The following is a 13,023-nucleotide window of genomic DNA, read 5'->3' on the forward strand; positions in this document are numbered from 1 at the left end:
CCGGCCACGACTGTCCGCAACTGTCCACAACGAAACGGATCGCACCGCCATGACCACTGCCGAGCAGGCAGACACCGAAGAAGCCGCAACGGAGATCGACCACCTTCTTGCCGCCGCAACAGCCGCGGCAACCCCCTGGGCACAGCTGCCGCCCCGCGCCCGAGCCGATGCCCTCGACGGCGTCGCGGACGCGCTCGACGCCGCGGCCACCGACCTCGTGGCGGCTGCCCTGCGCGAAACCGGGCTACCACAGGCCCGGCTCACCGGCGAGGTGCAGCGGAGCACCGTCCAGCTGCGCATGCTCGCCGACGTCGCCAGGGAAGGCTCGCACCTGCGGGTCGTCCTCGACCGCGCGGACCCCGGCTTCGTCCTCGGGCCGCGGCCCGAGCTGCGCCGCTGGCTGGTCCCGCTCGGCCCGGTACTCGTCTACGCGGCGAGCAACTTCCCGTTCGCCTTCTCCGTTGCCGGTGGCGATACCGCCTCCGCACTCGCGGCCGGCTGCCCCGTCGTGGTCAAAACGCATCCGGGGCATCCCGAAACCTCGCGCCGGACCGCGGAAATCGTCCGTTCGGCGCTGGCCCGCGCGGACGCACCGGAAGGAACTTTCGCGGTGCTCACCGGCACCTCCGCCGGGGTCCGGGCCCTGCGGGACCCGCGCATCACGGCCGCCGCGTTCACCGGCTCGGTCGCCGGTGGCCGGGCGCTGTTCGACATCGCCGCCGCCCGGCCGGCACCGATCCCGTTCTACGGCGAGCTCGGCAGCATCAACCCGGCGGTCGTCACCGCCGAAGCCGCACAGGAACGTGCGGATCGGATCGCACGGGGCTTCGTCGGATCGTTCACCCTCGGGGCGGGCCAGTTCTGTACCAAACCGGGCGTACTCCTTGTTCCTCGTGGAACGGATCTGCCGGAGCGCGTGGCCGAACTGGCCGAACAGGTACCGCCCGCCCGGATGCTCACCGCCGGCATCGCCGCGCGGTACCGGGAGCGGACCGCCGAACTCGCCGCCGTACCCGGCATCCAGGTCCTGGTCCGCGGACAGGAACACGAGCACGACTCGGGCGTTCCCGCGTTCACCCCGGCCTTGTTCCACGCCGGCCCGGCGGAAAGCCTGCGGGTGCACGCCGGCGCGCTCCTGGAGGAAACCTTCGGTCCCGCCGCGGTGCTCGCCGAGTACGGCGCGGAAGACGATCTGCCGGAAATCCTCGCCGCCGTGGACGGCAGTCTCACCGTCACCGTCCACACGGGAGCGGCCCCCACCGGTACCGAACGCGCAAGCCTCGCCCCGCTGCTGGACCTCGCCGCACAACGCAGCGGCCGCATCGTGTTCAACGAATGGCCGACCGGCGTCGCGGTGACCGCGGCCCAGCACCACGGCGGCCCCTACCCGGCCAGCACGTCGATCGCCCACACGTCCGTCGGCACCGCAGCGATCGACCGTTTCCTGCGCCCGGTCACCTACCAGAACGCCCCGGCAGCCCTGCTGCCTGCCGCCCTTCGGGACGACGACCCGTGGCGCCTGCCGCGCACCGTCAACGCCGCCGGCGAATCCGGCCGTTGGGCACCGGCAAGGCGGTGATCGGCTAGCGCACCGCGAGCAGCACGCGATTCGAGAGGATCTGCCAGATGGTTTCCACCTCGCGGAAGCCGGCCGCGCGCAGGGCGGCCACGTGCACGTCGAACCCAGGTGGGGATTCTTGCCGCTGTTTACCGGCGAACCGTGCCGTTCGCTCGGCCAGCAGCGAGGCGAACGCGGGCTCTGCCGACAGCGCCTCCCACCACTGCTCGGCGGTCTCGATGCCACGGGCGGCGAAGGCGGCGTCGGTCCACTGCTCGTCGAGGACGCGCTGGCTCAGCCGTGCGGAGTTCGGTGCCGCCGGGCCGAAGGCCAGGTGGTCGGCGTTGAGCACGAGACCGCCGGGCCGCACCAGCCGGCCGAGGTCGCGGTACACCGCGGTCAGCGGTTCCGGCCACAGCCAATGCAGTGCGGTGGCACTGAGCACGGCGTCCACCTGCGTCTCGCCCAGTGCCGCCGGCCAGTCCGGCTGCGCCAGGTCGGCCTCGACCCAGCGCAGCCGTCCGTCGAACGTGCCGACCGCACCCCGGCCGATGGCCAGCATGACCGGGTCGATGTCCACCGCGATCGCGCGTGCTTCGGGGAACCGGGTGAGCAGCCGCTGACTGATCGATCCCGGCCCGCAGGCCAGGTCGATGGCGACGAACGAGGCGGGCAGCAGCTCGGCCATTGCCTCGAACATCGTGTCGAACCGCGCTTCACGCTCGGGAACGTAACCCTCCTGCTGCGCATCCCAGCGCCGCAGCCAGCCGAGCCAGTCGATCTGCGAGTGCGTACCGGTCGCCATGAGACCCCCAGGCCTGCCGTGTCGATTTGTCCGACACTAGCAACAGATGACGAGCCTGCGCCGAACGCGGATCGCCGGGCGGCCGGGGGTGTTCCGGAGAATCCACTGTCGAGCGCCGGACGTGGAACTCCACGGTCGCCTGGTCGGCAAGCTACACCAGGGTTTCCTCGTCGTCGCAACGGAGGTACTCGTCGGTTCCGCCACCACGTCGCGGTACGCGTCCGACCCGCAACCACGACGGAAAGGGCGCGCCGGGATGCTTCTGGAAACAGCCTTCGCCGTCGATGCCGCCGGGGATAGCTGCGGAGGGTCAGCGGGCGGGCCTTCACGTGCGGGAGCAGCACACCGGGAACCTCGGGCCGGCTGCTCCGTCACCACCTCGGGGGCGCCGCCGGATGCCCGGGAACGGGCAGGCCGAAACCCGATCCGGCAAGCCACCGGCGTTTCTCCCGGCGTCCGGCGGGGAAACCGCAGCGGAACCGACAACCGAGAGAAGGGACGTACCCGATGAGCACCATCACCGAGTCCGTCGACGTGCAGGTGCCGGTCTCCACCGCGTACGACCAGTGGACCCAGTTCCAGTCGTTCCCGGAGTTCATGGAAGGCGTCGACGAGATCCGGCAGCTCGACGACACGCACACGCACTGGACGGTGTCGGCAGGCGGGGCGACCCGCGAATTCGACGCGACCATCACCGAACAGCACCCGGACGAGCGCGTGGCGTGGAAGTCGGATTCCGGGCCGACGCACGCGGGCGTGATCACCTTCCACCGGATCGACGAGGACACCACGCGGGTCACCGCGCAGATGGACATCGACCCCGAGGGCTTCGCCGAGCACGCGGCCGACAAGCTCGGCATCATCGACCGGCGGGTGAAGGGTGATCTGGGCCGGTTCAAGACGTTCATCGAGCACCGCGGCGGGCAGCAGACCGGCGCCTGGCGCGGCGACGTGCAGCGTCCGCCACAGCGCTGACGCTTTCCCAGGTGTCCCGCGGCCGCGAAGGGGTATCCCGGACCCATGGGTGCACAGAATCTCGTGGTGATCGGCAGCGGGCCGGCCGGCGTCTCGGCCGCCCGTGCCTATCGCGAAGCCGGGGGCACCGGCGGAGTCCACATCGTGAGCGCGGACCACGATCGCCCGTACCTGCGGCCGCCGTTGTCGAAGGACTTCCTCCGTGGTGAGACGACGCAGGAAGAGATCTCCTTGGTGGACGAGGAGGTCTTGCGGGACCAGGACATCCGGCTCGTTCTCGGCGATCCGGTGGCGCAGCTGGGCGACGACCGGATCGTGACGGCGGCGGGCCGCGAGTACCCGTTCACCCAGTGCGTGCTCGCCACCGGCGCGGAGCCGATGCGGCCGGACCTGCCCGGCGCCGACGATCCTTCCGTGCGGGTGCTCCGGTCGCGCCGCACTTCCAGTGCATTGCGGGACGCGGCACGGAAGGCCGATGCGGCGATCGTCGTCGGTGCCGGGTTCATCGGTTGCGAGGCCGCGGTTTCCCTCTCCCGGCTGGGGGTACAGGTGACCGTGCTGTGCCCGGACCCGGCACCACAGCTGAACCGGCTCGGCCGCGACGCGGGCGAGCCGATCGCGGGCTGGCTCCACGGCGAAGGGGTCCGGCTGCTGCGCGAGACCAGCCTGCGCTCCGTCACCGATGGCTGCCACGTGCGCACGGACGCCGGCGCGGACCTCGCCACCGATCTGGTCCTGCTGGCCACCGGAGTCCGGCCACGCGTGGGCCTCGCCGAACAGGCCGGGCTGGCGATCGAGCACGGCCGGGTGCGGGTGGACGAACGCATGCGCACCAGCCGGCCGGGGTTCTTCGCCGCCGGCGATGTCGTGCTGGCGTACAACCCCGCCGCCGGACGGGCATTGCCGGTCGAACACTGGGGTGAAGGACTGGCGATGGGCGAGATCGCCGGGCGCACCGCCGCCGGGGCCGCCGCGCAGTGGGACACCGTACCCGGATTCTGGTCGGAGATCGGCGATCACACGCTCAAGTACGCCGCGTGGGGCGACGGATTCGACCGTGCACAGTTCGTTTCCGGAGACGACGGGGGCTGGACCGTGTGGTACGAGCGCGACGGCGTCGCAGTCGGGGTGCTCACGCACGAAGCCGATGCCGACTACGAACGAGGCAGTGCCCTGATCCGCGAGCACCGTCCGGCGCCGGCAGACCGGGAGAAGATCCGATGATCCTGCTCGACGATGCTCCGCCGAAACCGCTTCCGCTCCCTCGTACCGCCGAGACACTGGGTGAGCAACTGCGGCGGATGCTCGGGACCGGAGGCCTCGACCTTCCGTTGCCCGGTGCCGGTGCGCTGCTGCGACGCTGGCGTGCGCTGGCCGGGTTCGGCCGCCGCGATCTCGTCCTCGCCCGCCTCGCCGAGGGCCACACCGACGCGGTGGCGATCCTGGCCGAAGCGGGCCTGACGCCGGAACCGGCTGCCCTGTACGGCGTTTGGGCCTCGAAGTCCGGAGGAACCGGCAGTCAGCTCCACAATGGACTGCTCACCGGGAGCAGCCGGTTCTGCTCCGGCCTCACCTTGCTCGACCGGGTACTCGTCACCGCCGGGGACCAGCTGGTGGAGGTGGACCTGTCCGCGGCGGGCATCGAACGGCATCCGGACGCTTGGCAGTCCGTCGGCATGGACGCCTCCGACAGCGGCGACGTGGTGTTCGACGACGTACCGGCCGGGCGAGCCGTCGGACCACCCGGTTGGTACCTCGCCCGGCCCGGGTTCGTGCTCGGCGGCACGGGGGTGGCAGCGTTATGGCTCGGCGGTACTGCCGGTGTCCTCGACTCGGTGTACGAAAGCTTGCTCACCAAGGCCGACGAGCACCAGCTCGCGCATCTCGGCGCGCTGCATGCGGCACTGCGAGGCTCGGAGGAGCTGCTCGCCGCCACCGCGGCGGTGATCGAGCAGATCGCCGACCCCGGCCTGGCGAACGACACGTGCCGGGCGAGCGTCGAGCGGACCGCACGCGACGCCGTCGACCTCGCCCCGCGCATCACCGGTGCCGGACCACTGTGCCGGAACCGGCGGTTCGCACAGCAGGTAGCCGACCTGCAGGTGTTCATCCGCCAGCACCACGGCGAACGGGACCTCGCCGACCTCGGCCGGAAGGTGCTCGAGGAGATGGGATCGTGAGGGCGTTCGTCTCCGAGCACGAGTGGACGCGGACCTTTCCCGCCTGGCCGGAGCAGCAGTTCCGCCGTGCCCTGGTGGTCGCCGCGCACCCCGACGACGAGACGCTGGGCACCAGCGGGCTGCTCCAGCACTTGCACGCCGCCGGAACCGAGGTCACGCTGGTGGTCGCCACCGACGGGGACGCCGCGTTCCCCGCTTCGGACCCCGCCGAACGTCGCGCGCTGGGCCGTGCCCGTCGTACGGAGCTCGCGCGTTCCCTTGCCGCGCAAGGTCTCGACGTCCGACCGGAGTGGCTGGGCCTGCCCGATTCCGACCTCACCGCGCACTCCGGCGAGCTGACCGAAGCACTGCGCGGGTACGCCGTGGACTGTGACCTCTGCCTGATGCCGTGGCCCGACGACCCGCACCCGGACCACCAGGCCGCCGGACGGGCTGCCCTGGCGGCGGCACCCGCGGCGGCGCACCGATGGTCGTACCCGATCTGGATGTGGCACTGGCGGGACCCCGGCGACCCGGATATCCCTTGGCACCAGGGGTTTTCGTATCAGCTCACCGACGGTGAGCATACCGCGAAGGACGCGGCGATCCACACTTTCACCACCCAGCTGGCGCCGGGGCCGCACGGAGAGGAACCCATCCTGCCCACCGAGGTACTGGCCCATTTCGACCGTCGTTTCGAGACGTTCTTCCGGGAGCCACCGGACCGATCTGCGCCGGTCGAGCGTTTCACGGAACTGTACGCGAATTCGGCAGACCCGTGGCACGTCGAGACGAGCTGGTACGAACGCCGGAAGCGCGCACTGCTACTGGCTGCGCTCCCTCGTGAGCGCTATCGAACGATCGTCGAACCAGGCTGCGGCACCGGCACGCTGACTCGCGAACTGAGCGAACGCTGCGATCGGCTGATCGCCTTCGATCTGGTTCCCGAGGCAGTCCGGCGGGCTCGGTCCTGGTCATCCGATGTGGACATCCGTGGTGGGTCGGTGCCCGAAGATCTGCCGTCCGGCCCGGTGGACCTCTTTGTCTACAGTGAACTGCTGTACTACCTCGGCGAGGCGGATCTGCAAAGGACGATCGACACCTCGGTGGCCGCACTGCGCCCTGGCGGCGACCTGGTGGCCGCGCACTGGCTTCCGTGGGCACCGGAGGCCCCGCACGACGGCGTCGGCGTGCACGAGCGGCTTGCCGCGCACCCCGAGCTGGAGTTGCTGGTCACGCACATCGATGAGCAGTTCCGCCTGGACGTGCTGAGGCGACGTTGATCAGCGCGGTCGGTGTGGTCGTGCCCGCGCGCGACGAAGCCGCTTCGGTATCGCGGTGCCTGCACGCGATCCGGCGCTCGCTACTGCGGCTTCCGGTGTCGGTCGAACGCACGGTCGTCGTGGTGGCCGACCGGTGCACCGACGGTACCGCCGCACGTGCATGGCCATTGGCCGAGGTGGTGGTCACGGACTCGCCGCACACCATCGGAGAAGTCCGCGACCACGGCTGCCACACCGCGCTCACCCAGCTCGCCGACCATCCCACGGCACACGTCTTGCTGCTCAACACAGACGCCGACACCGAGGTCGACAGCCACTGGGCCGCCCGTCACCTCGGCTCGGCGCGGCTCGGATTCCACGCCGCCACCGGCCCCGCGCACCTCGTCGGCGAGTTCCCCGGCGGTACCGATGCGGCCGCACAGTACCGGGAACTGGTCGACCACGCACCGGTGAACGTCTACGGCGCCAACCTGGCCGTCCGCGCCGACGCATACACCGCCGTCGGCCGTTTCGGCCGCACCGCAACCGGCGAGGACCATTCCCTGTGGCAACGCCTCGAAACCGCCGGCTACCGACTGACCCAGGACCCGAACGCCTTCGTGCACACCAGCGCCCGCCTGGACGGACGTGCCCCCGAAGGACTGTCCTCACTGCTGCGCCGCCTGGCCGCAGCGGACTGAGCCGGCACCTGCACACCCCGGGGTGGTCAAGCCGCGATGGGCACCCGGATCCGCCCGCTTGCCCGGACGCATCCTCGTGGGCTATAACGTTACGTTATATTCACCACGCAGGCCGGGAGGAGTACCGTGCAGGAGATCACGATCGGCGGGACGCTGCGCCGGGCCGCGGGTGCCTGGCCGGATTCCACTGCGCTTGTCGACGGGGCCGATCCGGGGCGGCGGTGGAGTTTCGCCGAGTTGCTGCGCGAGGCCGAGCGGGTCGCCCGGGTGCTGCGGGCCCGGTTCGAGCCCGGTGCGCACGTCGCGATCTGGGCCGGCAACTGTCCCGAGTGGATTCTCGTCGAGTTCGGCGCCGCACTGGCCGGGTTGACCTTGGTCACGGTCAATCCCGCGTATCTCGCGACCGAGCTGGAGTTCGTGCTGCGGCAGTCCCGGGCGGCCGGGATCGTGTGCGCCGGCGAGTACCGGGGCCGGGATCTGCCCGCCACGGTCGCCGAAGTCCGGCACGCCCTGCCCGTCCTGCGCGAGGTGCTGACCTTCCCCGACCTCGACCCCGACCTCGACCCCGACCTCGACCACGGCCCCGACCCTGACCTCGAACTGCCCGAAGTGCAGCCCGGCGACATCGCCCAGATCCAGTACACCTCCGGCACCACTGGTTTCCCGAAGGGTGCCGAACTCACCCAGCGCGGGCTGGCCAACAACGGGCGGATCTACGCCGAGGTGATCGGGGCTTCCGCGGAGGACGTGTGGGTCAACCCGATGCCGTTGTTCCACACCGCCGGCTGTGGTCTGGCCACCCTCGGCGCACTCCAGACCGGCGGCACCCACGTTCTCCCGCCCGGTTTCGATCCCGCGCTGGTGCTCGAGCTGATCGCGGCCGAACGCGGCACCGTCACGCTCACCGTCCCCACGATGCTGATCCGGATGCTCGAAGACGAGCAGCCGCGCGATCTCACCTCCTGGCGGCTGGCCACGCTCGGCGGCGCGCCGGTCCCGCTGGAACTGGTGCGCCGCGCTGAACGGCAGCTGGACCTCACGGTCGCGATCGGCTTCGGGCAGACCGAATCCTCGCCCTACATCACGCACACCGTGCCCGGCGACGGCCGCACCGACACCGTCGGCAAACCGATGCCGGGGATCGAGGTGCGTGTCGCCGACCCCGAGACCGGCGAACCCTTGCCGGACGGTGAAGTCGGCGAGGTCTGCACGCGCAGCGCGTGCGTGATGCGCGGCTACTTCGACAACCCCGGCGCCACCGCACAGGCGATCGACCCCGCGGGCTGGCTGCACACCGGCGATCTCGGCACCATGGACGCCGAGGGGTATCTGCGCATCGAGGGCCGGTTGAAGGACATGATCATCCGCGGCGGTGAGAACATCTACCCACGAGAGGTCGAAGACGTCCTCTTCGGACATCCGGCGGTGTCCGGCGTGTCCGTGCTGGGCGTGCCGGACGAGGAATGGGGCGAGGTCGTCGCCGCGTGCGTGCAGCTGCGGTCCGGTGCCGAGGCCGGCCGAGACGAGCTGGAACGGTTCTGCCGGCGGCACCTCGCGTCGTACAAGGTGCCGCGGGTGTGGCGGTTCGTCGACGAGTTCCCGATGACCCCGTCCGGGAAGATCCAGAAGTTCGTGCTGCGCGAGAGCATCCGATGAGAGACCTTCGCCGCGCCACCCTCGACGCGACCGCGCGCCTGCTTGCCGAGCAGGGCGCCGGCGGGCTTTCGGTGCGCAAGATCGCGGCCGCCGCCGAATGCTCGACCATTTCGGTCTACCACTACTTCGAGCACAAACAGGGCCTCCTCGACGCGGTGCACGCGGAAGGCCACCGACGGCTGCGCGAAGCACAGAGCGCCCAGCAGCACACCGCCGATCCCGAGGCAGACGTGCGCAACACCTGTCTGGTGTACCGCGAGGTCGCACTGTCCTATCCGGACTATTTTCGGGTGATGTTCGGCCACCCGATCCCGGGTTTCCACCGCCCCACCGGACAATATCGCACCCCGGCACGGGAGAACTACGCCTCGTTCGTCCAGGTCGTGCGCCGCTGGGGCGAACAGGTCTCACTGGTCACCGATGCGAAGACCGCCGCATACGGCCTCTGGTCCACCGGACACGGCATGGTCATGCTGGAACTGACCGGCAACGCTCCCCGGGAAGGCCGCGAAAAACGCTACACCGTGACAATCGATGCACTGATGCACGGCCTGATCGCCGATGCGTGAAAGGGTGGAATGGGGCACCGCCGGACGGTGCCCCATTCGGTCACCAGGTGAACGTGGCTGATGTGTGTGCCGGCAGTGCGTAGGTGAAGGACTCGTCGCCGGAGTTCACGCGGACGCTCTGCTCACTCGTGCCGGTGTTGTAGGCGATGAGTGCTTTCGAACCGTCCGGGTTCTTCCACGCGACGTTGCGCACGGTGTCGTTGTCGTTCGAGTCGATGCGCACCGCGCCGGGTTTCACGAACTTCGTCAGGTGTCCCATCGTGTAGTACTCGATCGTGTAATCCACCTGGCCGCCTCCGCTGTTGACGGTGACCAGCCCGGTGCAGTTGTCGCATCCGCCGTTGTGCGGGTTGTGGTTCTCGTCCATGGCCATGGACCACTTCACGACGCTGCGGGACCAGTTGCGGGTGTAGTTCACAATGTCGGCCATATCGTCGGACTGCTGATCGGAGACCCACTCACCACCGGAATGTTCGGTGGAATAGGCGTTCACGTCCGGGTACTGGTCGTGCACCGTGCTCTGCTGCCCGACGTCACCACCGTAGCCGTGCCAGGCCATGCCACCGAAGTTCGGATGGGTGCGGATGGCCTCGTCGTCCATCGTCGGCGCACCGAACGACTGGTACTGATCCCAATTCCAGTCGAGCGCAAGCAGTTTCGTGGACAGGTTCGCCTTCTGCAGCGCGGGCAGCAGGTTGTTCTTCGCGAAGTACGCCAGCCCCGAACCGTCCCAGTTGGTGGAGGGATAGCTGTCACAGCAGGTCGGCTCGTTCTGGATGGAGACGTAGTCGATCGGCACGCCGGCATCCTGATACGCCTGGACGTACTTGACGAAGTACTGGGCGTACGCGTCGTAGTACTGCGACTGCACCCAGCCCAGCTTGTAGTCGTCGTTGTCCTTCATCCACGGCGGCGCACTCCACGGCGACGCCATCACCTTGATCTGCGGGTTGAGCTTCTTCGCCTGCTGGGTCAACGGCAGCACATCGGCCTGGTCGTGTTCGATCGAGAAGTGGTCCAGTCCCGGCTCGGTCTGCCCGGCCGGCATATCGTCGTAGGTGTAACTGCTCCGCGAAAGATCCGCACCACCCATGGGATTGCGCAGGAAACTCAGCCCGATCCCCTGCTCCGGATCGAACAGCTTCTGCAGCACCGCATCACGATCGGCCGAGGACAGCAGACCGGAGGAGTTCAGCAGCCAGCCCGCCGAATCGGTGAACGACGCGCCACCACCCTCGAACTCCTGGTAGGTCGTGCCCTCGTCCACCGTGATCGTCTGCTGACCAGCACCGGTCCCCGGGGTGAAGGTGACCGGCTCCTGCTGCTCCAGCCCGCGAGTCACGTTCCGGCCACCGTCACCGTCGGTGGTCGTGAGCCAGATCTGCACGGTCTCACCCGCCGCATGCGCAGTGGCGGGCACGACGAACACCGAAGCCGCGATCGCGAACACGGACAGCAATGCGTGCCGTTTCCGCATCCGCACACCGCTACGAAAAACCTGAGGGGAAGGGAAGTTCGACACCGTTGTCACCTCTCTGCCCGGCAGCTGCCGGGCGGCCGGAATGGGCAGTTCCGGTCACCGCGACCCCGCCGCGGCGGCGGGCGGTGGTGAACATCCCACGGGATCGCCGTTCCCGGCAACGAGTATGCCCACCCGGTCATTCCGCCGCAATGGTATGAACCACGTTCGGCCGAATGCGCGGAATTGGCACTTCCGTTGGGGACAATGGCAATAGCCGCAACGCCGTGCGGGCCCGCCGGGGCGGGACCCGCAACCGCGTGCTCAGAGCGCGATCACCACGCTCTTGGTCTCCAGATACTGCTGCAGCACCTCGTCGCCCTTCTCCCTGCCCCATCCGCTCTGCTTGTAGCCGCCGAACGGGAGTTCCGCGGCGAACACGTGGTAGGTGTTCACGTGCACCGTCCCCGCCTGCAGCCGCCTGGCAAGCTGGTGCGCCGCGGACAGGTCCTTGGTCCACACCCCCGCGGCAAGGCCGTACACGGTGTCGTTGGCCTGGCGGGCCAGCTCGTCCAGGTCGCTGAACGGCAACGCGGTCAGCACCGGGCCGAAGATCTCCTCGCGGACGAGGGGATGGCCTGCCTCCGGCGCCGAGATCACGGTGGGCTCGGCGAAGTACCCCGGCCGGTCCATCAGCTTCCCGCCGGCGAGCGTGGTGCCGGTGTCGAGGCCGAGGTACCGGCCGACCCGGTCGAAGTGCTCCTTCGACACCAACGGTCCCATCTCGGTGTCCTCGTCCATGCCGTAGCCGACCTTGATCGACCGGGCCCGTTCGGCGATGCCTTCGACCACCCGGTCGTACTGCGACCGGTGCACGTACAGCCTGCTGCCCGCCGAGCACACCTCGCCCTGGTTGTAGAAGATGCCCAGCGAGGCACCCGCGATCGCCGCCTCCACGTCCGCGTCCGCCAGCACGATGTTCGGCGACTTCCCGCCGAGTTCCAACGAAACCCGCTTGAGGTTGCCGGACGCCGCGCGCACGATCGACTTGCCGACCTCGGTCGAGCCGGTGAACGCGATCTTGTCCACTCCTTCGTGTGCCGCCAGGCGCGCACCGGCGGTCTCGCCGTAGCCCGGGACGATGTTCACGACACCGTCCGGCAGGCCCGCTTCGAGCAGGAGCTCACCCACCCGCAGTGCGGTGAGCGGGGTCTGCTCGGCGGGCTTGAGCACCACGGTGTTGCCCGTTGCCAGTGCGGGCGCCAGCTTCCAGGCGACCATCAGCAACGGCACGTTCCACGGGATGATCTGGCCGACCACCCCGACCGGCTCACGCACGGTGTAGGCGTGGAACTCCTGGCCGGGCAGGTAGGGCACCGAAGGAGCGATGGAGGATCCGTTGAGCCGCGTCGCCGCGCCCGCCAGGTACCAGAACATGTCGGCGGCCAGCGGGACCTCGACCCCCAGTGCGGCGCTGAACGGCTTGCCGTTGTCCAGGGACTCCAGCTCGGCGAGTTCCTCGGCGTGCTCGGAGATCAGGTCACCGATGCGGTGCACCAGCCTGCCCCGTTCCGACGTCGACATCTTCCCCCACGGCCCGTCGAGCGCCCGGCGCGCCGCCACGACCGCCCGGTCGACGTCCTGCGCACGCGCCTCGGCGATGTGCGCGAGCACTGCCCCGTTTCCCGGGTCCATCGAAGTGAAAGTGCGGCCGTCCACCGCGTCGACGAACTGGCCGTCGATCAGCAGTTTGCCCGCGCGGGTCAGGAAGTTCCGGGCCGCCGAAGCGGGTGCGGCCACCGGCTGCGGGATCGTCGTCATTGCATTCCTCCTCGATCGGGACAGCACTGCGGGCCGTCGACGTCGAGAAGTGAAGCGC

11 protein-coding genes are annotated in these 13,023 nt (G+C 69.6%); 8 read left to right on the top strand and 3 right to left on the bottom strand.

The genetic code is table 11. From position 1 onward, the window contains the following. The first annotated feature begins 10 nt into the window (after positions 1-10). Entirely contained in the window at positions 11-1,579 is a 1,569-nt protein-coding gene (locus ABD793_RS16650) for an aldehyde dehydrogenase (NADP(+)) (RefSeq protein WP_344861052.1), read from the top strand. Between the two features lie 4 nt (positions 1,580-1,583). Here the strand turns inward: ABD793_RS16650 and ABD793_RS16655 are convergent, their stop codons facing one another. Continuing rightward, a complete protein-coding gene (locus tag ABD793_RS16655; protein ID WP_344860784.1) occupies positions 1,584-2,363 on the bottom strand; it encodes a class I SAM-dependent methyltransferase in 780 nt (259 codons plus the stop codon). A 507-nt stretch (positions 2,364-2,870) separates the two neighbouring features. Here ABD793_RS16655 and ABD793_RS16660 point away from each other — a divergent pair. From ABD793_RS16660 to ABD793_RS16690, 7 genes are all read left to right on the top strand, one after another. Then, on the top strand, positions 2,871-3,338 hold the full coding sequence (locus tag ABD793_RS16660; protein ID WP_344860787.1) for an SRPBCC family protein: 468 nt from the start codon (positions 2,871-2,873) through the stop codon (positions 3,336-3,338). A 45-nt stretch (positions 3,339-3,383) separates the two neighbouring features. Then, positions 3,384-4,562 carry an NAD(P)/FAD-dependent oxidoreductase gene (locus ABD793_RS16665; RefSeq protein WP_344860789.1) on the top strand — a complete coding sequence of 393 codons (1,179 nt, stop codon included), beginning with the start codon at positions 3,384-3,386 and terminating at the stop codon, positions 4,560-4,562. After that, positions 4,559-5,518 carry an acyl-CoA dehydrogenase gene (locus ABD793_RS16670; RefSeq protein ID WP_344860790.1) on the top strand — a complete coding sequence of 320 codons (960 nt, stop codon included), beginning with the start codon at positions 4,559-4,561 and terminating at the stop codon, positions 5,516-5,518. The genes ABD793_RS16665 and ABD793_RS16670 overlap by 4 nt, the downstream gene beginning before the upstream one ends. Next, entirely contained in the window at positions 5,515-6,780 is a 1,266-nt protein-coding gene (locus ABD793_RS16675) for a PIG-L family deacetylase (RefSeq protein ID WP_344860792.1), read from the top strand. The genes ABD793_RS16670 and ABD793_RS16675 overlap by 4 nt, the downstream gene beginning before the upstream one ends. Next, positions 6,777-7,460, top strand: a complete 684-nt coding sequence (locus tag ABD793_RS16680; RefSeq protein WP_344860795.1) for a glycosyltransferase family 2 protein — start codon at positions 6,777-6,779, stop codon at positions 7,458-7,460. Before ABD793_RS16675 ends, ABD793_RS16680 begins: the two co-directional genes overlap by 4 nt. 126 nt (positions 7,461-7,586) lie before the next feature. Next, positions 7,587-9,116, top strand: a complete 1,530-nt coding sequence (locus tag ABD793_RS16685) for an AMP-binding protein (protein ID WP_344860797.1) — start codon at positions 7,587-7,589, stop codon at positions 9,114-9,116. After that, positions 9,113-9,685 (top strand): TetR/AcrR family transcriptional regulator, encoded by a 573-nt coding sequence (locus ABD793_RS16690; protein WP_344860800.1) that lies wholly within the window; start codon positions 9,113-9,115, stop codon positions 9,683-9,685. Before ABD793_RS16685 ends, ABD793_RS16690 begins: the two co-directional genes overlap by 4 nt. Positions 9,686-9,725: 40 nt before the next feature. Here ABD793_RS16690 and ABD793_RS16695 read toward each other — a convergent pair whose 3' ends face one another. Both ABD793_RS16695 and ABD793_RS16700 read right to left on the bottom strand, forming a co-directional pair. Next, positions 9,726-11,162, bottom strand: a complete 1,437-nt coding sequence (locus tag ABD793_RS16695) for a glycoside hydrolase family 30 protein (protein ID WP_344860803.1) — start codon at positions 11,160-11,162, stop codon at positions 9,726-9,728. 306 nt (positions 11,163-11,468) lie between these two features. Next, on the bottom strand, positions 11,469-12,965 hold the full coding sequence (locus tag ABD793_RS16700; RefSeq protein ID WP_344860805.1) for an aldehyde dehydrogenase family protein: 1,497 nt from the start codon (positions 12,963-12,965) through the stop codon (positions 11,469-11,471). Positions 12,966-13,023: the final 58 nt, after the last annotated feature.

This window comes from Amycolatopsis ultiminotia (assembly GCF_039536925.1).
Classification (GTDB): Bacteria; Actinomycetota; Actinomycetes; order Mycobacteriales; family Pseudonocardiaceae; genus Amycolatopsis; species Amycolatopsis ultiminotia.

Excerpts from the sequence above, each read along its gene's own strand:
- ABD793_RS16655 (WP_344860784.1), bottom strand. The coding sequence starts at position 2,363 with ATGGCGACCGGTACGCACTCGCAGATCGACTGGCTCGGCTGGCTGCGG.
- ABD793_RS16660 (WP_344860787.1), top strand. The coding sequence starts at position 2,871 with ATGAGCACCATCACCGAGTCCGTCGACGTGCAGGTGCCGGTCTCCACC.
- ABD793_RS16665 (WP_344860789.1), top strand. The coding sequence starts at position 3,384 with ATGGGTGCACAGAATCTCGTGGTGATCGGCAGCGGGCCGGCCGGCGTC.
- ABD793_RS16670 (WP_344860790.1), top strand. The coding sequence starts at position 4,559 with ATGATCCTGCTCGACGATGCTCCGCCGAAACCGCTTCCGCTCCCTCGT.
- ABD793_RS16690 (WP_344860800.1), top strand. The coding sequence starts at position 9,113 with ATGAGAGACCTTCGCCGCGCCACCCTCGACGCGACCGCGCGCCTGCTT.
- ABD793_RS16695 (WP_344860803.1), bottom strand. The coding sequence starts at position 11,162 with ATGCGGAAACGGCACGCATTGCTGTCCGTGTTCGCGATCGCGGCTTCG.
- ABD793_RS16700 (WP_344860805.1), bottom strand. The coding sequence starts at position 12,965 with ATGACGACGATCCCGCAGCCGGTGGCCGCACCCGCTTCGGCGGCCCGG.